General features: G+C 63.7%; 33 protein-coding genes. 22 read left to right on the top strand and 11 right to left on the bottom strand.

Annotated features, from left to right (window positions below; translation table 11 throughout):
* Window positions 1–162: 162 nt before the first annotated feature.
* The 11 genes from BX604_RS14680 to BX604_RS14635 all read right to left on the bottom strand — a co-directional run bounded on the left by BX604_RS14680 (window position 163) and on the right by BX604_RS14635 (window position 7,975).
* On the bottom strand, window positions 163–408 hold the full coding sequence (locus tag BX604_RS14680; protein WP_098551425.1) for a hypothetical protein: 246 nt from the start codon (window positions 406–408) through the stop codon (window positions 163–165).
* Window positions 405–671: a hypothetical protein gene (locus BX604_RS38380; protein ID WP_143748035.1), complete on the bottom strand. Its 267-nt coding sequence runs from the start codon at window positions 669–671 to the stop codon at window positions 405–407. Before BX604_RS38380 ends, BX604_RS14680 begins: the two co-directional genes overlap by 4 nt.
* Window positions 668–958: a hypothetical protein gene (locus BX604_RS14675; RefSeq protein ID WP_098551424.1), complete on the bottom strand. Its 291-nt coding sequence runs from the start codon at window positions 956–958 to the stop codon at window positions 668–670. Before BX604_RS14675 ends, BX604_RS38380 begins: the two co-directional genes overlap by 4 nt.
* Entirely contained in the window at window positions 958–1,470 is a 513-nt protein-coding gene (locus BX604_RS14670; RefSeq protein ID WP_098551423.1) for an SANT/Myb-like DNA-binding domain-containing protein, read from the bottom strand. Before BX604_RS14670 ends, BX604_RS14675 begins: the two co-directional genes overlap by 1 nt.
* Entirely contained in the window at window positions 1,470–1,997 is a 528-nt protein-coding gene (locus BX604_RS14665; RefSeq protein WP_098551422.1) for a polynucleotidyl transferase, read from the bottom strand. The genes BX604_RS14670 and BX604_RS14665 overlap by 1 nt, the downstream gene beginning before the upstream one ends.
* A complete protein-coding gene (dnaB, locus tag BX604_RS14660; RefSeq protein WP_098551421.1) occupies window positions 1,994–3,388 on the bottom strand; it encodes a replicative DNA helicase in 1,395 nt (464 codons plus the stop codon). The genes BX604_RS14665 and dnaB overlap by 4 nt, the downstream gene beginning before the upstream one ends.
* Entirely contained in the window at window positions 3,385–5,769 is a 2,385-nt protein-coding gene (locus BX604_RS14655) for a DNA methyltransferase (protein ID WP_257146323.1), read from the bottom strand. Before BX604_RS14655 ends, dnaB begins: the two co-directional genes overlap by 4 nt.
* A gap of 128 nt (window positions 5,770–5,897) precedes the next feature.
* Window positions 5,898–6,767, bottom strand: a complete 870-nt coding sequence (locus tag BX604_RS14650) for a hypothetical protein (RefSeq protein WP_143748034.1) — start codon at window positions 6,765–6,767, stop codon at window positions 5,898–5,900.
* Window positions 6,768–6,771: 4 nt separating this feature from the next.
* Window positions 6,772–7,008, bottom strand: coding sequence for a hypothetical protein (locus BX604_RS14645; RefSeq protein WP_098551419.1), 237 nt, complete (start codon window positions 7,006–7,008; stop codon window positions 6,772–6,774).
* On the bottom strand, window positions 7,005–7,409 hold the full coding sequence (locus BX604_RS14640; RefSeq protein WP_098551418.1) for a hypothetical protein: 405 nt from the start codon (window positions 7,407–7,409) through the stop codon (window positions 7,005–7,007). Before BX604_RS14640 ends, BX604_RS14645 begins: the two co-directional genes overlap by 4 nt.
* A gap of 326 nt (window positions 7,410–7,735) precedes the next feature.
* Complete coding sequence (locus tag BX604_RS14635; RefSeq protein ID WP_143748033.1) at window positions 7,736–7,975, bottom strand: helix-turn-helix domain-containing protein; 240 nt, start codon at window positions 7,973–7,975, stop codon at window positions 7,736–7,738.
* A gap of 126 nt (window positions 7,976–8,101) precedes the next feature.
* Here BX604_RS14635 and BX604_RS14630 point away from each other — a divergent pair, with 126 nt between their 5' ends.
* The 22 genes from BX604_RS14630 (at window position 8,102) to BX604_RS14560 (ending at window position 17,691) form a co-directional block, all read left to right on the top strand.
* Window positions 8,102–8,644: a helix-turn-helix domain-containing protein gene (locus BX604_RS14630; RefSeq protein ID WP_257146322.1), complete on the top strand. Its 543-nt coding sequence runs from the start codon at window positions 8,102–8,104 to the stop codon at window positions 8,642–8,644.
* A complete protein-coding gene (locus BX604_RS14625) occupies window positions 8,613–8,870 on the top strand; it encodes a hypothetical protein (protein WP_143748032.1) in 258 nt (85 codons plus the stop codon). Before BX604_RS14630 ends, BX604_RS14625 begins: the two co-directional genes overlap by 32 nt.
* A 25-nt stretch (window positions 8,871–8,895) precedes the next feature.
* Window positions 8,896–9,309, top strand: coding sequence for a hypothetical protein (locus BX604_RS14620; RefSeq protein ID WP_098551415.1), 414 nt, complete (start codon window positions 8,896–8,898; stop codon window positions 9,307–9,309).
* A 14-nt stretch (window positions 9,310–9,323) separates the two neighbouring features.
* Window positions 9,324–9,911: a hypothetical protein gene (locus BX604_RS14615; protein WP_143748031.1), complete on the top strand. Its 588-nt coding sequence runs from the start codon at window positions 9,324–9,326 to the stop codon at window positions 9,909–9,911.
* A gap of 198 nt (window positions 9,912–10,109) precedes the next feature.
* On the top strand, window positions 10,110–10,238 hold the full coding sequence (locus tag BX604_RS39605; RefSeq protein ID WP_257146321.1) for a hypothetical protein: 129 nt from the start codon (window positions 10,110–10,112) through the stop codon (window positions 10,236–10,238).
* Window positions 10,239–10,265: 27 nt separating this feature from the next.
* Window positions 10,266–10,565, top strand: coding sequence for a hypothetical protein (locus BX604_RS14610; protein WP_098551413.1), 300 nt, complete (start codon window positions 10,266–10,268; stop codon window positions 10,563–10,565).
* A gap of 25 nt (window positions 10,566–10,590) precedes the next feature.
* Window positions 10,591–10,764 carry a hypothetical protein gene (locus BX604_RS38990; RefSeq protein ID WP_179894810.1) on the top strand — a complete coding sequence of 58 codons (174 nt, stop codon included), beginning with the start codon at window positions 10,591–10,593 and terminating at the stop codon, window positions 10,762–10,764.
* Window position 10,765: 1 nt separating this feature from the next.
* Complete coding sequence (locus tag BX604_RS39600) at window positions 10,766–10,888, top strand: hypothetical protein (RefSeq protein WP_257146320.1); 123 nt, start codon at window positions 10,766–10,768, stop codon at window positions 10,886–10,888.
* 15 nt (window positions 10,889–10,903) lie between these two features.
* Window positions 10,904–11,080 carry a hypothetical protein gene (locus BX604_RS38985; protein WP_179894809.1) on the top strand — a complete coding sequence of 59 codons (177 nt, stop codon included), beginning with the start codon at window positions 10,904–10,906 and terminating at the stop codon, window positions 11,078–11,080.
* A gap of 41 nt (window positions 11,081–11,121) precedes the next feature.
* A complete protein-coding gene (acpP, locus tag BX604_RS14605) occupies window positions 11,122–11,358 on the top strand; it encodes an acyl carrier protein (RefSeq protein WP_098552879.1) in 237 nt (78 codons plus the stop codon).
* Between the two features lie 55 nt (window positions 11,359–11,413).
* Window positions 11,414–11,698 (top strand): KTSC domain-containing protein, encoded by a 285-nt coding sequence (locus tag BX604_RS14600; RefSeq protein ID WP_098551412.1) that lies wholly within the window; start codon window positions 11,414–11,416, stop codon window positions 11,696–11,698.
* Between the two features lie 290 nt (window positions 11,699–11,988).
* The gene (locus BX604_RS14595) at window positions 11,989–12,276 is read left to right on the top strand and encodes a hypothetical protein (RefSeq protein ID WP_098551411.1); all 288 of its coding nucleotides are present in this window, start codon (window positions 11,989–11,991) and stop codon (window positions 12,274–12,276) included.
* Window positions 12,277–12,281: 5 nt separating this feature from the next.
* Window positions 12,282–12,446, top strand: coding sequence for a hypothetical protein (locus tag BX604_RS38980; protein ID WP_179894808.1), 165 nt, complete (start codon window positions 12,282–12,284; stop codon window positions 12,444–12,446).
* The gene (locus BX604_RS14590) at window positions 12,446–12,787 is read left to right on the top strand and encodes a hypothetical protein (protein WP_098551410.1); all 342 of its coding nucleotides are present in this window, start codon (window positions 12,446–12,448) and stop codon (window positions 12,785–12,787) included. Before BX604_RS38980 ends, BX604_RS14590 begins: the two co-directional genes overlap by 1 nt.
* Window positions 12,787–13,071, top strand: a complete 285-nt coding sequence (locus BX604_RS14585; RefSeq protein WP_257146319.1) for a hypothetical protein — start codon at window positions 12,787–12,789, stop codon at window positions 13,069–13,071. The genes BX604_RS14590 and BX604_RS14585 overlap by 1 nt, the downstream gene beginning before the upstream one ends.
* Window positions 13,068–13,226, top strand: a complete 159-nt coding sequence (locus tag BX604_RS38975; RefSeq protein WP_179894807.1) for a hypothetical protein — start codon at window positions 13,068–13,070, stop codon at window positions 13,224–13,226. The genes BX604_RS14585 and BX604_RS38975 overlap by 4 nt, the downstream gene beginning before the upstream one ends.
* A gap of 17 nt (window positions 13,227–13,243) precedes the next feature.
* Complete coding sequence (locus BX604_RS14580; RefSeq protein WP_098551409.1) at window positions 13,244–14,179, top strand: ERF family protein; 936 nt, start codon at window positions 13,244–13,246, stop codon at window positions 14,177–14,179.
* Window positions 14,172–15,776 (top strand): YqaJ viral recombinase family protein, encoded by a 1,605-nt coding sequence (locus BX604_RS14575; RefSeq protein ID WP_098551408.1) that lies wholly within the window; start codon window positions 14,172–14,174, stop codon window positions 15,774–15,776. The genes BX604_RS14580 and BX604_RS14575 overlap by 8 nt, the downstream gene beginning before the upstream one ends.
* Window positions 15,777–15,803: 27 nt before the next feature.
* A complete protein-coding gene (locus BX604_RS14570; RefSeq protein ID WP_098551407.1) occupies window positions 15,804–16,445 on the top strand; it encodes a hypothetical protein in 642 nt (213 codons plus the stop codon).
* Between the two features lie 16 nt (window positions 16,446–16,461).
* Window positions 16,462–16,941 (top strand): HNH endonuclease, encoded by a 480-nt coding sequence (locus BX604_RS38375; protein ID WP_143748030.1) that lies wholly within the window; start codon window positions 16,462–16,464, stop codon window positions 16,939–16,941.
* 175 nt (window positions 16,942–17,116) lie between these two features.
* Window positions 17,117–17,500: a DUF3268 family zinc-finger domain-containing protein gene (locus BX604_RS14565; protein WP_257146318.1), complete on the top strand. Its 384-nt coding sequence runs from the start codon at window positions 17,117–17,119 to the stop codon at window positions 17,498–17,500.
* Complete coding sequence (locus tag BX604_RS14560; protein WP_098551405.1) at window positions 17,497–17,691, top strand: hypothetical protein; 195 nt, start codon at window positions 17,497–17,499, stop codon at window positions 17,689–17,691. The genes BX604_RS14565 and BX604_RS14560 overlap by 4 nt, the downstream gene beginning before the upstream one ends.

Below are 17,691 nucleotides of genomic sequence, written 5' to 3'. Positions count from 1 at the left end.
GCGCGCGGCGCATGCTCGCGGTGCGCTGGACCGGGCGCCGGCGATAGCGCAGCGCGCGCGTCGCGGCCCACCGGTTCGCGGGCGGAATCACGAGGCACGTCGGCGCGATAGCGCACTCGTCCCACCAGACCAAGTCGAACGTCCGGCCATCGAAGGGAACTGTCACCACGGCCACCCCGCTTTCGGCGCCTCGGCGACCGGCAGGAACTCGCGCACGAGGAAGTGCCCAAAGCCGAACGGGATCCGCCACTCGCGCGCGACCAGCACTTCGCCGCGCGATTCCTCGCAGTACTGCGGCAGTTCGAACACGCCTTGGTTGAGCAGCACAGGCTGCCGCGGCTGAAGTGCTGGGCCACCCTGCTTCGTGTAGACGCCGTCGACGCCAAGCTGGATCACGAATCCGCTCATGCCGGCACCTCGTCTTTGACGTCGTCGGTCACGGGCACGCCGCTGATCGGGCGCAGCTCGTCATCGAAGACGTTCACCATCGTCGAACGTCCGACGCTCAATGGCTCAAGAATCCATCCAGTCAGCGGCGCCGACGAAATCACTGTCCATACCCAGCGCCCGTCCTCCATCCACCCCTGTTTCGTAACCTCGACAATTCGACCGATGTTTTCCTGAAAGTCGGATGCAACGAGGTACGCCAGATCACCAGGTTTGCAGTTCACGTTCCCTCCCCGCGCGCCGCCGCGCAGCGCTGACACACTTCGAATTCGCCGCGCTCGAGCAGCCCGGCCGGCCCGACTTCAAACCGGGTGTGGCCGCAGGCCGTCGACACCGGCGTCACCAACTGCGGCACGCCGTCGATCGAAACCGCGCGCGGCGCCTCGCGCCGGAACCAGTGCGCGCGCCGGCCGAACGCGGCGAGCACCGCGTATCCTTCGCGCCACTGCAGTGCGACCGGGCGTCCGGCCGGAACGTCGGCAATGCGGCCGTCCATGATCAGGCGCTCCATCAGGCAGCCTTCTGGCTCACCTGAGCCATTGCTACGTGGAACGGGTTATCGCCATCGCGCCGCGCGCGCAGCGCCGCCTGGTACTTCGCGTTTGCAGCTCGCTTCGTCATGCGGGGCGGCTTGGCTTCATCGTCTTCAGCGCCCAGCGCCCACTTCGGCAGCAAGCAACCGCGATCCGAAACACGCGACCAGCCGGCGATGAAGAACTTCACACCGTGTCCCATGCGCAGGAGCTCACGAACACGCGCGAGCGATCCGCCGGTGAGCTCGGCCAGTTGGTGTGGCGTAAGCGGCCGCCCTTTCCCCAACTCGGCGACGATCAAACCCTCCAACCACCGAAAGTGCGACCGCGCGGCGCCACCGCGGCGTGAGAGTTTCAGGTCGGTCATGCGCTGACGTATCGCATTTACCGACCGATTCGGAAGACGATGCGCCAAAGCCTTCGTCGTCTGGTCGCTTGCCCATATCTCGCGCACGATCGCGTCCTCCTCAGGTGTCCATGGCACGCCCATCAAACGCCCTCCTGCTTCAGGCCGAGGTGCAGGATCGCCAGCGCGTCAGCCGTATCGTCTTCGTCGGCGCCGACCTTGAACCCGCGCTTGCGCGCCTCGGCAATCATTGCGTCCTTGTTCGCGTTGCCGCGCCCCGTCCACACCTTCTTCACCGTGCCGACCGACACCGGCACCAAGCGCACGCGCTGCACGTCGCACCACGCTTCGAGGTGCGCGAGAAAGCCGCCGTACACGTGCGCGGCGATAACGTTCGGCCGCTCGCGCGGGCCGTGCGCGCTGACGTGCTCGTAGTAGATGGCGTGGATCTCGCCGGCGGCCGCGTAGTGGTTGCCGAGCATCGCGCGGAACTTCAGCCAACGCTGGCCGGGGCCGTCCTTCGCACGCGCCGCGAGGTTCTTCGTGCCGTACGTCACGTCGGCGCCGCGCGCCAGCGCCCAGCCGCAGCTCGTGCCGAGGTCCAGCGCGAGGATGTTCAAGGTCGGCGCGCGCACAGGCGTCGGCGCGACGTCAAATTCGGTCGTGATCATTCGCAGCCTTCCTCCCGCGGTTGCCGCGGCTTTTGACGCGGCGTCGGCACATATCCCATCGGGAGATCACCGAACATCGCCTTCTCGTGAACAAACGACAGGTACGCGGTGCCTAGCGCGCCGTTGCGCTGCTTCGCGATGATTGCCTCGGCGATGCCGGCCTCCGACGAGTTCTCGTGGTAGACCTCGTCGCGGTAGACGAAGATGATCGTGTCCGCGTCCTGCTCGAGCGCGCCGGAGTCGCGCAGGTCGGACATCAGCGGGCGCTTGTTCGGGCGCTGCTCAAGGCCGCGGTTCAGTTGCGACAGCGCGATCACCGGCACATCGAGCTGCTTCGCGAGCGCTTTCAGGCCAGCCGAGTAGCTGCCGATGCGCAAGTCGTGGCGCTCGTCCGGACCGCCCGTCATCAGCTGCAGGTAGTCGACGATGATCAGCTTCAGGCCGACCTTCCGCTTCACCGCGCGGCTGCGGCTCGCAACCTCGGGCAGCGACAAGCCTGCGCTGTCGTCGATCATGAGCGGCATCTCGGAGATCACCTGCACCGCGTGCGTGAGTTTCGGCCAGTCCGCATCGGTCATCCGCGATCCGTTGCGGACCAGATGCAGCGGCAGGTCGCCATGCCGCGCAATCGCGCGCTGCATCAGTTGCTTGCCGGGCATCTCGAGCGAGAACATCGCGACGGCTCCCTCGTGCCCGGCGACATGCTCGCCGATCGCCATCGCCAGAGCCGTCTTACCCATCGAGGGGCGCCCGGCGATGATGATCAGGTCGCCACCGTTGATTCCGCCGCCGAGCTTGAAGTCGAGGTCGCTAAGGCCCGTCGAGATCGCGACGGGCGCGGCGCCGTGGTATTCCTGGTCGAGGCGCTGAACCACCTCCGTCAGGTATTCACCGACGCCCTTCGGGCCGTCAGTGCGGCCATCGGACAGCGGCTCGAACTTCTGCTGAGCGAAGGCGATAAGCTCGTCGACGCTTTTCCCGTTCCGGTTGAAAACCTCGGCCTGCACCTCGTCAGCCGCCGCGATGAGCTGGCGCATCTTCGCGCGGTCGATGACGATCTGCGCGTACCGCGCGATGTTGGCGGAGCCTGGCGTGTGCTGCACCAGCGAGTTCAGATACGGCAGGCCGTCCGTCTTTTCGAGGTGGCCGCTCGATCCAAGCCATTCGAACACCATCATGACGTCAGCTGATCGGCCGCTGACGATCAGCTTCGTGATCCCTTCGAAGATGATCCTGTGCTCGTATCGGAAGAAGTGTTCGGCGCGCAGCTCGCCGATCCGGTCAATCGCATCGTTGTCGAGCATCAGCGCGCCCAACACCGACTGCTCCATTTCGATGCTCTGCGGCACGGCGCGCACGCCGTCCTCGAAGTACTGGTCGGTGGCGTTCATGCTGCATCCTCGACGGCGTCAAACAGCGACGGCATCGCAAATTGCCGCTCGGCCGCTTTCAGGTAATGCACCTGATCCATGAAGTAAGTCGGATTGAGCTCCGATCCGCCGCCGCGCCGTCCCTTCAGGATCGCGCGGTACGGCACGGTGCCGAGTCCGCAGAACGGGTCATACACGAGCTCGTCGGGGTTGCTGTAGCGCTCGATCAGGCGATCAACGATGTCGAACTGCAGCGGGCAGACATGCTTCTCGACTGCTCTCTTGGCCTGCTCGCCGTTGAGCGTCAGCATGCGCGTGACGTCATGCCAGATGTCCGGGTGATGCGAGCCGGGTGCGAGGCTCATGAACGTTGACGGCAGCGCGCCGCGAGCCTGAAGTTCCTCACCGATCTTGACGTGGAACTCATAGTCGTACACGTTCGCGAGCGTGTACTTCGTGAACAGGCTCGCGAGCTGATCAGGTCCGAGCGCCGCGAGTTCTTCGGCGGTCAGCAGCCGGTCGCCGCTCGAGCGCCAGAAAGCGTGCGCATCGATCTGCCAGCGCGCCAAGCTGTACTCGTCCTTCGACTTGCGGATCGGCACGTCGGCGTATCCCTTCGTGCGGTCGGTTTGTGGTTTGTGGAACAGCAACACGTATTCAGGCGAGCCGACGGACATCTTCGAGCCGTCCTTGCACATCTCGGTGTAGCCGAGGCGGTACGTCTGGTTGTTCTCGCGCACGACGTCGGTGTTGACGGTGATCATCCCGCAGTAGTCGAAGCCGTGCTTGCGGCCGTGGAATAACGCCTCGGCGTGGAACGGGCTGACCGTTGGGATGCCGGCGCCGGTTACGTTGCCGAACAAGATGCGGTCTTTCACGTGGCAGGCGTAGATGCGGCCCGGCTTCAGGATGCGCAGCAGCTGCGGCGTCAGGAAGTCCATCTGCTGCCAGAAGTGGTCGTTGTCTTCGGTGTGTCCGAAGTCGTTGTAACTCGGCGAATACTCGTAGTGGTTCGCGAATGGGATCGATGTCACGATCAGGTCGACGTGGTTGTCCGGCAGCTGACTTGCCTCTTCCACGCAGTCGTTGTTCGCGACTGAAAATCGATCTCCGACCACTTCGATACGCTCGACGCCGATTGAGCGCGCGAGCGTCTCCTGCATCGCGAGCTGGTTGAGTCCGTACTTGCGAATGATCTCGGTCATCTTCTGCACCATCTGGTCGTGTTGCGCCCACTTCTGCTGCAGCGTTCGCAGCACCTCTCGCTCGGCCTCGCTGTACACGATGTCAATGCGCACGCGGTGCGGCTGCTGGAAGCGTTGAACGCGGTGGATTGCCTGGATGAAGTCGTTGAACTTGAAGCTGATGCCCGCGAAGATCTCGCGATGGCAGTGCCGCTGGAAGTTGCAGCCCGAGCCAGCAATGACCGGCTTCGTCGATAGAAGGCGGTACGCGCCGTGGCCGAAGTCGACGATCCGCTGCTCGCGCTCGTCGAGGTCCTGCGTGCCCCATACGCTGACGGCATCCGGCAACGCATCCTGTATCGCATGGCGCTCCGTCTCAAGGTCGTGCCAGATAACGAAGTGATCAGCAGGATCAGCGTCGACGATCTCCGTCACCTTCGCGATGCGTGCCGGCAGGCTATCGCGCTTCTCGGCTGCAGCCGCGCTCAGACCGAGCGCCGGATCCTGGAACATCAGCACCTGGCCGTCGCGGTCTGTGCCAGCCTTCGCGTAGTCGGTCGGCACCTCGTGGTACCGCACGTCAAGTTCTGGCAGCGCATAGCCTTCGTCGCTGTAGCCAAGGTCACTCGGACGCTGGATGAACACCGCCCAGCTTGCGACCCACAGCCAGAATTCCTCTTCCTTGTGCGGGTACAGCGTCAGGTTCCCGGCCTTCTCGCTGTCGCGCTGGAAAAAGCGCGTGAGTGCCTGACCGCTGTCCATCACGCCGAGAAACGCCGCGTAGTGGATCAGCTCCTTGAAGCGGTTGGGACTCGGAGTGGCCGTGTTGACGAATTTGAACTCGACGCCATCGAACAGCGGGAGGAATTCCTGAAACGTCTTGCTCCCGTAGCTACGCAGGATGCTCGCCTCGTCGAGGCTAGCCGCACCGAAGAGGCTCGGCGTCACCTTGCCGTCGCGAACGGATTCGTAGTTCGTCAGGTAGACCTCGCGCTCGTCGCCTATCTCGCTGTCTGAGCGGATGAACCGCACCGGCACACTGCATTCGCCGGTGAAATGCTCGGCAGCCTGCCCGATGAATTCGTGCCGCACACCGAGCGGCATCACGATGCCGCGCAGGCATGACCGATGCTTGCCGATCAGGCGCATAAGCTCGAGCTGCGTCGCTGTCTTGTGCAGGCCGAACGAGGCAAACACGGCACGCCGGCCGCCCTTCAACGCCCAGCGCACGATGTCGCGCGTGTGCGGCTTGAGCCTCGGGTTGATCTCGTCGGGCAACACGTCGAACCCTTCGAACTTCGCCATACGGATCTTCTGGCGCAGGAACGCGGTATAGCGGTTGTCGTTCACGCTGCCTCCCTTCCGTGCTCGCGTTGGGCTTGCAGGCCTTGCGTGGTCAGTTCACACGTGCCATCCGGTCGCATGAACCAGAGCTTGAACCAGCACCCCTCGATCGACTTCCGGAACGCCGCGCGCCAGTCCTTGTATCGCTTCGCTCCCGGCGATGTGTATCGGGCTTTGAACACGAGCCAGTGCAGTTGCAAAAACTCGCGGGGAATACCGACGCGGGCGATGTACGCAAAGACCGGATCAGCAGGCGGGATAGGCTTTTCGCCCTTGGCCTTGCAGTCGGCGAGAAACGTCTGCAATGCGATGGTCGGCTTGCGCTCGCGTTTCTGCTTCGTGCCGCCGTCACCGAGCAAATCACCCGCATCAGACTCGTTGCCCCCCGAAAGGGGGGTATGGGGGGAATTGTTCCCTTCCAGTTCCTTTCCTTTCCCTTCCTTTCCCTTCCCTTCCTTTCCCTTCCCCTGAGCACGCGTGTTTGACGCGTCATCGACGCGTGAATCACGCGTGGGGGCACGCGTCGAAACGCCCGTCAGATCAAGGTCAGCGGGAGGCGGAGGCAGGTCGGACGGCGTTTCCCGGTTGTTGATGACCTGGTGCTTCGTGAAGGTCGGGATGAGGCCGATTTCCTCACCCGTTTCCGACGCGTACTTCACGACAAATCCACGCGTGATTAACGCGTCAAGCACGCGTGAAAAGTCGACTTCATCGTGAGGTAGTACGGCAAGTTTCAGGGTGCGCGGGCGCCATTTGAAGCGGCCCTCGCGGTCAGCGCATGTGAACAGGCCGATGAATGCGACGCGAAGCGGGAGGCCTGTCTCCTGTTCGGCTTCGAACAGATCCTCGTGCGTGAAGAGCTCAGGCTTCACGGTCCTAATTCGCCCCATGGCACCCGTCCTGACTGCAAGATGTGGCGTAGGCCCGAAGCTGCACGAGTGCGTCGCCGGCCATCCAGCGGGCCGCCTCGAGCGTTGTTGCTGCGCAGATTCGATGAAGGATTTCCGACACCTCGGCGAGCCGCGGGTCGGCGATTGGATACACGTCGCGCGTCAGCTTCAGCTCGGCAATGCGTTGCTCGAGCGCACGCCCGGTCGCGGTCTGGGATTTCATGCTGCCCTCTTCACGGTGCCCATCGCGAGCGCCTGAGCCTGAATTCGCTCGAGCGCTGCGGATGCCTTCGTGAGTACGTCGGCGGCCGACTGGATCGTCTCGGTCAGCTTCACGACGTCGTCTTCCGGTGCCTTCCGGTCCGGCCGCGCGTGCATCGTTTCGTCGCACGCGTACTCCAGCGGCTCGTAGCTGTTGCAGAAGCGCATCAGCGCGATCACCTGGCCGAAGCGCAGGCTCTCGTCGCCCTTCGGGTTCAGGCACGTCTTCAACTTCGCGTATGCGCTCTCGGGTTTCATGTCCGGCCAGAGGAACGATGCGACTTCCTTGATCGTCTTCCCGCTGTTCGAGACCATGAGCTGAAGCGCCTCATGCTCGTCTTCGTAGAACAATTTGGTCTGCATCCAGATAGCGCCGAAGCGCCCCCCGCTTGGTTTTGTCGGATGCCGCACCCCGTCTTTCCCCTTGCTCCCCATATAGTTAGGGGTTCCTAGGGTTTCTCGTTGCGGCCCAAAAAAAGGACCATGAGGTCCGTGAACTACGCGAAGGAAGCCGCATGCACCACGACCACCCCGCCCCCGGACTTTCGAAGAACCGCCCGCACAACGCGGACGGTTCAGGCGTAAAAAAGCCCCGCCCTAGAGCGGGGCGAACCAACGCGCACGGGGTTTGCGCGAGGAGACCACTGGTGCTCGCAGCGCATGCGCGCCGCAGAGAATTCGATGCGTTGTCAGGTCACGGTTTCGCCCGCTTTTCGATTGGCGTCACCCTCCGCAGTCGGTTCGAGCGCGAGTTCGCCATGCCACCTCTGGATCGCGAGCAACGTTCCCGACTTGCATTCCGACTTACCGCGGAGGATCCGATTGACTGTCGGCTGCGACGTGCCAAGCCGCTCAGCGATTGCGATCTCGCTGAGCTTGGTCTTGGCCTTGATATCGGCCAGCAGTTGAGTAGGTGTCGACGTGTCCATGCACTGCATTCTATACACGGTTGAATAGATGTCAATGCGCAAATGAATGTGTCTTTGACCGATCCTATGCACGCTCGCATAGTCCGGGCCATGAACGAGACTACCGATAGAGGATTCGGTGACCGCTTGGACGAGCTGATGCAGGCGCACTCGCTGTTTAGCGGCACCAGAGGTCAGAGCGCACTTTCCCGTGCGTCTGGCGTCCCGCAGCCGACGATCAGCCGATTGCTCAAGAAATCCAGCGCGCCGGAGATGGAAACCGTCGTGAAGTTGGCGCGCCCGTTCGGCGTTACCTGTGAATGGCTGCTCACTGAGCGCGGCCCGAAGTACGTTGCAGACAACGTCATCATCGACCGAGACGGCAGAACAACGCTGGTCGAGGCGAAATGGCGTGACCCCACGGCAAATTCAGGAAATACTGAAGAGGTCGTAAACCCCAGTTCTCCGGATTCATCCCTCAGAGTAAATAATGATCTCCAACAGATCGCGCAACGGTTCGCTGACGAGTTGCTGGCGGCCGTCGCCGAGGGGCGCGTAACGGAAGAGACGCTGAATGCTCTGATCAGCGTTTTCAGGCTTGGGGTTACCGTTGAATCGCGCGGCACCGAACATCTCAGCATGACGCCGAGAGCACGACGTGGATCACGGAAACGGGGAACCGGCACATGACAATGTCGTGGTGCTGGCTGATTATCGGCGCGGGCGAGAGCCGCCGCGCGAGCGAGCCGCCGCGCCACCGTCGCGCTTTGACGATGGCGCGACGCATCTGTACATCGACTTGAAAGGAAACAAAATCGATTTCGGGCTGGTGGAGGTCAACGAGCACAACGCCTTCTCTCTCCTGGAACCGTGGATCATTTTGGGATCGAAGCTGCTGCGGTTTTGCTCCGAATAAAAAGCAGTTTGACCAGGGGACCAACGTGGGAAAGATCAAAAGCCCATCCGGCGCGCGGCGCCGGTTCCTGTTACTTCTCGCCACTGTCGCCGCCCTTCCCTCGTGCGCGACCGTCGACAGCCTTCAACCCGGTAGCGGCCGCAAGTTTCTCGTGCAGGGAAAGACATACGACGAGATCTGGAAGGCGGCGGTCCGCAGCATGAGCCGGAATCTCACGATCGTGGAGAGCGACAAGGCCCGCGGCTTGATCCGGTCCGAGGCACGAGCCGGCATTGCCACATGGGGTGAGGTCGTGGGCGTTTTCATTTCGCCGAACCGGCCAGGTGCGCCCGTGTACACGGTCGAAGTCGAAAGCCTGAAGCGGTCCATGGTCCAGATCACAGGACAAGACTGGGAAACCGCGATCGTCACAAGCATCCAGGCCGAACTCGATATGTAACTCCGGAGACCGTGATGGCGTTTATCTGGGAAACCGTCCGCGTTTGGTTAAAGCGCGCTTTCGGAGCGTCCGAGAAACGATTTCACGACGAATTGATGTCGAGCAACGTGCCTGTGGCACACTCGGCTGATCCAGTTCGACCACCGCTTCCCTATTGGGAGCGAATTGACCTTCACGCTGGATTGCACTATTCCGAGCGTCCGGCTTATCTCAACGACCTCACGCAGGAAGAGTTCGAGCAATTGTTGCCAATTGCAATCCAAGCTTTTGGCGGCCACGTCCCGCGCGTCGCTGAATACCGTCACATCAGTCTCAGCTCAGGGATGGTTACGGAAGTCGCAATACGAATGCTGGAGTTCCACATGTACACAGTCCGGAAGCTTCAGGAATGGCGCGAATCTGATGTTGTCCAGGGCTTCGAGATCGTCCATGCGAGAGATTCGTGCGGGTTCTGCAAGACATTCCCTCGCGGCCCATACCACCTTGACGACGGCCCCGAGGTTCCATTGAAAGGTTGCACCCACAAACTCGGGTGTCGCTGCACCATCATTCCGAAAGTCTCAGACTCGCAGACGGCCGACCACCACAAGCCGCATCGATAACCCGCGCATCACCCTCAAGACCTAGCCCCGCCCCGAGCGGGGCTTTTTTCATCTGATTCCGCGTCAGTGGGCTTTTTTCACGCCCGGACGTTGCCCGCGAAAATCTATTCATTCACGCATTGACATTTCTATTCGTTGACGTATAGTTCAGTCCAACGAGGGAGGCAAACCACCTCCACAGATCAGCAGGAGCCGGCCATGAAGCACATCGCAATCGTCCTTCTCGTTCTCGCCGTTGCAGCGGTCATCGGCAGCGTCGTGAACCGCGAGCTGCATGCCGTGGCCGACCAGATTCACGCCGCGATCGTCGCGACGCAGCCGCGCTGATCAACGCAACCACGAAGGGGAACGACGATGAACGCACTGATTCGCACCGATAAGCCGCAAGCCGAACGTCTCTTCTGGCAGATGAACAAGACGGAACTGCGCCAGTACATCGACGGCCATCACGCCGCGCAACAGTTCGACGCCGACTTCGAAAACGCCTGCCGCGTGTTCAACGAGCGTTTCGCCGACGTTACCCGTGAGCGCGTCGAGTCGATCGCTCTTGAGCATCTTCTGGAAATTCCGGGCGTATCGCAGCGCGACGCAGAAGATGCGGCCGATCGGATCGCGCGTCGCGTCGAGACCATCGCGAAGACGGCCCGCGCCTAACCCCTCCCGCTACAGGAGAAAGACGATGCACCCCGATCTGCTTTCCGCACTGAAGCACGCTCACGCCGACGCGTACCAGCGCGACGACCACGTGCAGATGAACGCCGCCGCGCGAGCGATCAGCTACGCGGCATCGGGCGAGCGCGAGCTCGCGCAGCAGCTGGCCGAGCAGCACGGCCTGATCGCGGCCGAGGCCTGACGTGAACGCGATCGCTTCGTACCAGCGCGGGTGGAACGACCGGATGCTCGGCCGCCCGTTCGCGCCCTGCAGTGTGTTCGATACCGCCTACCGCGCCGGGTACGCCGACGCGCGCGGCGCCTGAATGTCGAGGTGTGACATGCGAGTCACGAAAGCATCCCATCGAGCGGCCCGAAAGAGCCTGGACGGACACATCCGATTCCTCGGCTTCGACGGTCGCACGTACCAGGTGCTGACGCTGCACGACCTGCCGCAGTGCCGGGCCATGCGCATCGAAGCCGCGTACAGCGGCGGCCGAATGGTGCGGCCGCGCTGATCCACCAACCGCCGTCCAACTGGAGAAACACCTTGAGCGCTGTGCAACACGCAAACGTCGAGGAACGCGTCAAGAAGATCGTCGCCGATCAGTTCGCCATCGACGTCTCCGAAGTGCGAAACGAAGCGCACATCGTGAATGACCTCGGCGCCGACAGACTCGACGCGCTCTTGATCGTGATGAGCGTCGAAGACGAGTTCGGCATCGAGATCACGGAGGACCAGGAGGAAAGGCTGCAGACCGTCCAGCAGGTGATCAACCACGTGCAGTCGTTGTAACGCGCGGCCGCGCCGCGCAGCAGTACCCGCTGTTCCACTAGACCGAGAGGCAGACATGAATACCGCTACCACCGCCCCGCACATTCCCGTGCAGGAAGTCGAATCGTCGCAGATCCACGCGATCGGCCACGACCCCGCGACGAACACGCTCGCGATCCGCTTCAAGAACCGCACCTCCGGCGCACCGACGTCGCTGTACCACTACGCGAACTTCAGCGTCGAGGACTTCGAAGCGCTCAAGGCGGCCGAGTCGATCGGCTCGCACTTCGGCAAGCACATCAAGCCGTACGACAAGAAGCACCCGTACACGAAGGTCGAAGACGCGCCGGCCGCCACCTGACGCACGCCGAGCACCCGGGCGGAAGTTGCAGGCCCGGGCCGTCGCGGACGCCGGGCGTGTCCGCCAGCCGCCGCCAACGAAGCGCGGCGCCGGACGAGGGTAACCGGCACCTTCAGCGGATGGCCTCCGCAGCTACGAACGTGCACCGAGCCAGCGGCGTTTTCCTAGCCGGCAACCGGATCTACGCGCAGCCAAAGCGTGGAGCCGCCGGCGGGCGGCGCAGTGAGGGCCATCCCCTGAGGGTCGAGCGACACAACGACTCCAACCACCACAGGCAACCGAGGTGTGACATGAAAGTGCAGATCAAGGGTTTCATTTTTGCCGAGCGGCTTCACAACACATCGTTGATGTTCTCGTTCGCGCAATACGACGTGACGAAGTACGACGAGAAGGTGGTCATGGTCGCGCCGCACGAATTCGAAGTCGAAGTCCCCGACGACCTCGACCTGCGCGTGGGGATCGTCGCGAACCTCGAGCGCAAAAAGAAGGAGCTGCAGGCCGAGTTCAACGCCCGCGTTACCGACATCAACGCGCAGATCCAGTCTCTGCTTGCGATCGAGAACGGGGCGACGTCGTGAGCCCGATGGCCCTCCGCCCCTCCCTGCGCCGGTACGCCGCGCACCTGAACCGCCGGCAGCGCCGCGCGTGGATGATCGCGCGCCTGACGCGCACGCCGCGCGTGCCGATCAGCGCCGGCTGGATGCCGCGAGCGGTAGCCCGCACTTACGCCTACGTGAAGGTGGCCTGATGAACACGACGAATCACTCGCCAGGCCCGTGGGAATGGGTCGGCAACTGCCTGGAAAGCAGAGCGCCGGGCCACTACGAATCGGTGCTTGAGGCGAAGGTCAGCTGCTGCAAGTTCTGCTACGGCGGCACCGTCGAACTCACGATCAGCGACGCTGACAGGCAGCTGATGGAAGCATGCCCCGACCTGGCAATGGTCCTCGAAATCATCGCCGCCGACGACGATGCGGCGCGCCGCGAGCGGCGCCAGCCGCTGCTCACGAGCGGCGTGCGGATGGCGCTCGACGCGGCGCTCATCAAGGCCGGGCGCATGCAGATCGAACGGCCGATGGGAGGTGCGTGATGAGCATGAAGAACAACCGCTTCTATCGCGAACCGCGACCCGCGTCGCTTCTACCGCCGGCCGCCTGCGGCGAACTCGCCGAACAAGCGATCGGCGATTACGTGAAGGCATGCGGCGCGTTCGGCGACGCCGCCGCGATCCCGAAGGTGCTGGAGATGCTGATCAGCAAGGCGGCGCTCGGCGCGGTGACTGTGAGCGACCCGCTCGTCACGCAGCAGATCCTGTTCCGCACGATGCTGACCATCGAAGCGCTCGCGCTGCAGCAGCCCCGGAGGGCTTCGTGATGCGCTGGCTCGACCGACTTCACGCCAAACACCCTCGCTTGACGATGGCCGCCGCGATCCTGATCGTGTTCGCCGCGCTCTACGTCGCCAGCGAGATCGACCACACGAACTCGGACCTGCTCCGGTGGCAGCTCGCCGCCGCGCGCACGGCCTGACGCACACGGAGCTACGTATGCAAACCGCAACCATGGCCGACGTCGTCGACGTCGAACTCGCCGGAACCGAAGCCACCGAGCCGCGCAACGCGCAGCCACCGGCCGTCGCGCATCCATCAGCGCCCGCGCCGCAGCGCACCGCGCTCGCAACCGCGACGCCTGGCGATCTGCTGCGAATCGCGGTCGAGAACAACGCCGACCTCGACCGCCTTGAAAAGCTGATGCAGCTGCAGGAGCGCTGGGAAGCCAACGAGGCACGCAAAGCGTTCGTCACCGCGATGGCCGCGTTCAAGCGCGAGCCGGTCGAGATCTACAAACGCAAGCAGGTCGGCTACACGACACGCGATGGCGACTTCGTCGGCTACAAGCACGCCGAACTGTCGGACGTGACCGCCGCTATCGCGCCGGCGATGGCGAAGCACGGTCTGTCGTTCGACTGGGACATCCACCAGGGCAACGGCACGATCACCGTCGACTGCGTCGTGACGCACGTCATGGGCCATTCGAAGATGGTGACGATGAGCGGCGCGCCGGACAACAGCGGCAAGAAGAACGCAATCCAGCAGGCCGCCAGCACGATCACCTACCTCCAGCGCTACACGCTGCTCGCAGCGACCGGCATGTCGACGAAGGATGAAGACGACGACGGCGCCGGCGGCGCGGACGGGCAGCCGGGCGCCGGCACGCAGGGTGAAGAAGTCGGCACTCCCAGAAAGGACAAAGAGCAGCGCGGCGGCCGCGCTGCTCCCGCGCGCCAACAGCAGGCCAGCGGCGAGCAGCCCGCGTTCTATGACCAGAAGAAGTTCGTCGCCAACAAGGACCAGTGGCGAGAGACGGTGAAGTCGGGGCGCAAAAGCCCGGCCGCGCTGATCGCCTTCATCGAGTCCCGCGGCGCCCCCCTCACCGAAGACCAGAAGCTGACCATCGACAGCTGGAGCCATGAAAATGACTGAACGTACCGTCCAAGAACTCGTGCAGGGCACGCCAGAGTGGGAAGAGTTCCGCCTCCTCCACTTCGGCGCGAGCGAAGCTGCGGCCATGCTCGGCCTTTCCACGAAGATGAAGCGCAACGAGCTGCTGCACATGAAGAAGACCGGCACGCCGAAGGAATTCAGCGACTGGGTGCAGGAGCACATCCTCGATCACGGCCACGAAGTCGAAGCGCTCGCGCGGCCGCTCGTCGAGGAAATGATCGGCGAGGAGTTGTACCCGGTCACCTACTCGCTCGGCCGGATGTCGGCGTCGTGCGACGGCCTGACGATGGGCGACCACGTCGCGTTCGAGCATAAGCAGTGGAACGAGGCGCTGGCCGCGTCGATCGAGGCCGGCGAACTCCCCGAGGAGCACTGGCCGCAGGCGCAGCAGGTGCTGATGGTGACCGGCGCCGACCGCCTGATCTTCGTCTGCTCGGACGGCACGCCGGATCGGTTCGTGTCGATCGAGATCGCGCCCGACGAAGCCTGGTTCGACCGCATCCGCGCCGGCTGGGCCCAGTTCCAGAAAGACCTCGCCGCGTACGAGCCGCGCGATATCCGCGAAGCGCCGAAGGCCGACGCGATCATGAGCCTGCCGACGCTGGCCGTGCAGATCCGCGGCGAAGTCGTCGCGAGCAACCTGCCCGGCTTCAAGGCGGCGGCCGACAAATTCATCGCGTCGATCAAGACCGACCTGCAGACCGACGAGGACTTCGCGAACGCCGATGCGACGGTGAAGTTCTGCGAGAAGGCTGAGAAGGAGCTCGAAGTCGCGAAGAACGCCGCGATCAGCCAGACGGCCAGCATCGACGAGCTGATGCGCACGCTCGACCACATCCGCACGCAGCTCCGCGAGAAGCGCCTGGCGCTCGACAAGCTCGTCACGAAGCGCAAGGGCGAGATCAAGGACGCGATCGTGGCCGACGGCCGCAAGGCATACGCCGACCACGTCGCAGCGCTGAACGCCGAGCTCATCGACGTATCGCTCGCACTGCCGGCACCGGACTTCGTCACGGCCGCGAAGAACAAGCGCACGCTCGCCAGCCTGCACGAAGCGATCGACACCGCAGTCGCGAACGGCAAGATCGCCGCCGACGCCGCCGCGCGCGAGCTGCGCGCGAAGCTCGACTGGTACCGCACGCACGCCGGCGAGCACGCGTTCCTTTTCCGCGACCTGCAGCAGCTCATCCAGAAGCCGGCCGACGACTTCCAGCTCGCGGTGAACGCGCGCATCGACGAGCACAAGCGGCAGGAAGCCGCGAAGGAAGAACAGCGCAAGGCAGACGAAGCAGCGGCCGCAGCGCGCGCCGCCGCGCAGGCTGCTGCCGCGAATCAGGCACCGACCACGCCCGCACCGGCCAACGACGCGGCGCCGGCCGCCGCCGTGTCGCGCGCCACTGAACCGCAGGCAGGTGCTGCGCGTGCTGCCGCACCGCGCCGCATCCCGCGCCCTACCGCTGCCGATGTGATCCACGTCCTCGCCGAGCACTACGGCGCCACGCACGCGCAGACGGCCGCCCTGCTCGTCACCCTCGACTTTCAGGCCGAACTGTCGCGCCTCGAAGCCGCCGCGTAACCGCATCTTCACCCCGAAAGGATCGTCATGTCCGAATTCCGCTTTTTCAAGATCAAGATGAAGGTCACGAGCGTCAATGTCCGGCAGGAGCTGAACGGCGAGGAGCACCGCCTCGCCATGGACATCGGCCTCGAGTTCAACCAGTCGAACCGCGCGCTCGACAAGCTCGATAACCGGCTGCTCCAGACGTTCTACTGGAAGTCGCCGACCGGCCCGGCGCAGGACGACCTCGACGGCGTCGAGCGCGTCACCGACTTCCCGAACCTCCGATTCGAGCACCTGGTCGCGCCGTACAAGTGGGCCGAGAAGTTCGAGGACGGCCTGTTCCGCGTGCACCACGGCGAAGACGAGTCGAAAGACATCGTGATTCCCGAGGCGAAGATCAACGAGATCAAGTTCTGGCCGAAGGAAGGCGGCACCACGACCTTCAACGCGCGGGTGCAGTGCCACCCGGACGAAGCCGACGTCGCGCGTATCTGCACGGTGCTGCAGAGCGAGATCACCGGGACGATCGACACCGATCCGGACGACGACGAGCCGGCCGAGCAGCACGAAAAGGTAGAGAAGCCGGCACGCGCCGGGCGCCTCAAAAAAGGCGCCAAAAACGGACAAGCCGACGCCTTCGCGGAAGCCGCCCAGCAGATCGCCGACGGCAAGCAGGCCGCGTAACGAGCGCCCGGACGTCATGAAAACGATCCCCCTTACGCATGGTCGCGTCACCTTCGTCGACGACGAGGACTTCGATCTCCTTTCGAAGTTCAAGTGGCATCTGAGCGACGACGGGTATGCGTGCACAACTGTTCGCCATCCCGTTGATGCAGATAGACACGTTCGGACATCGATGCACCGGATGCTACTCGGTCTTGTTCCCGGCGATCCGCGTCAGGGGGATCACAAGGATCGCAACCGCCTCAATAACCAGCGGGCCAATCTCCGCATCGCCACGGTTGGCCAGAACAACCAAAACCACGGTACGCCATCGACAAACACGAGCGGATGCAAGGGCGTCACGTGGGACAAGGAGCGAAGCAAATGGAAAGCAACTGTCTATTCCGAAGGGAAAAACCGAACCGTCGGCCGATTCACGGATCGCGAAGATGCGGTCAACGCGTACAAGGCTGCCGTGCGAGCGCACCACGGCGAATTTGCTTGCGTTGATGACTAACGGCTCTGCCCCGGCGCAACCGGAATAGGCGCGACGCGCGGTTCTCCGACCGCGCCGGCGGCAGAGCCCCTACCGACACACGACCATGAACCAAATCGCCGAAGCATTTGATCGTGCCAGCGCCAAGCGCGGCCCATGCACTCCGTGGAACCCGTCGCGTCGAGCGATCGCGCGCGTGCGTAATCCGCTGCCGACGCCGACCGAGTGCCGTTTCTGCGGCGGCACCGTACGCATCGTGCGCAACAGCGAGATATACGGCCGCGACTTCGGTGAATGGCCGTGGGCGTATCTGTGCGGCGGCTGCCGCGCATACGTCGGCATGCACCCTCAAACCGCGATCCCGCTCGGCACGCTGGCCGACAACGAGACGCGCTCGGCGCGCATGCGCGCAAAGGCCGCCTTCAACCCGCTCTGGCAGCGCGACGGCATGTCGCGCAGCGAGGCGTACAGCTGGCTCGCGGCGCAGCTCGGCATCGCCGTAGGCGAGACGCACATCGGATGGTTTGACGTCGACATGTGCGACCGCGTGGTCGCCGTAATTCACCAGGAGCACCAATGACCGATACGCAAGATCCGCTCTGGCGCGCGCTGAAGCGCCTCGAACACGCAGAACTGAGCGACGACGATCGCAACCTGTTGCGGCCCGCGTTCGCAGCCATGAACGGGAGCCACGCGATGAAGATTCCGGAGCGCGTCGTGGCGCGCATCCGGCACCTCGACGCGACGCTGCCGAAGTCCGAACAGGCATAA

Source organism: Burkholderia sp. JKS000303, assembly GCF_002563755.1.
GTDB lineage: Bacteria > Pseudomonadota > Gammaproteobacteria > Burkholderiales > Burkholderiaceae > Burkholderia > Burkholderia anthina_B.
The sequence above is the reverse complement of the archived record's forward strand: the minus strand, read 5'-3'. Positions and strand labels throughout refer to the sequence as shown.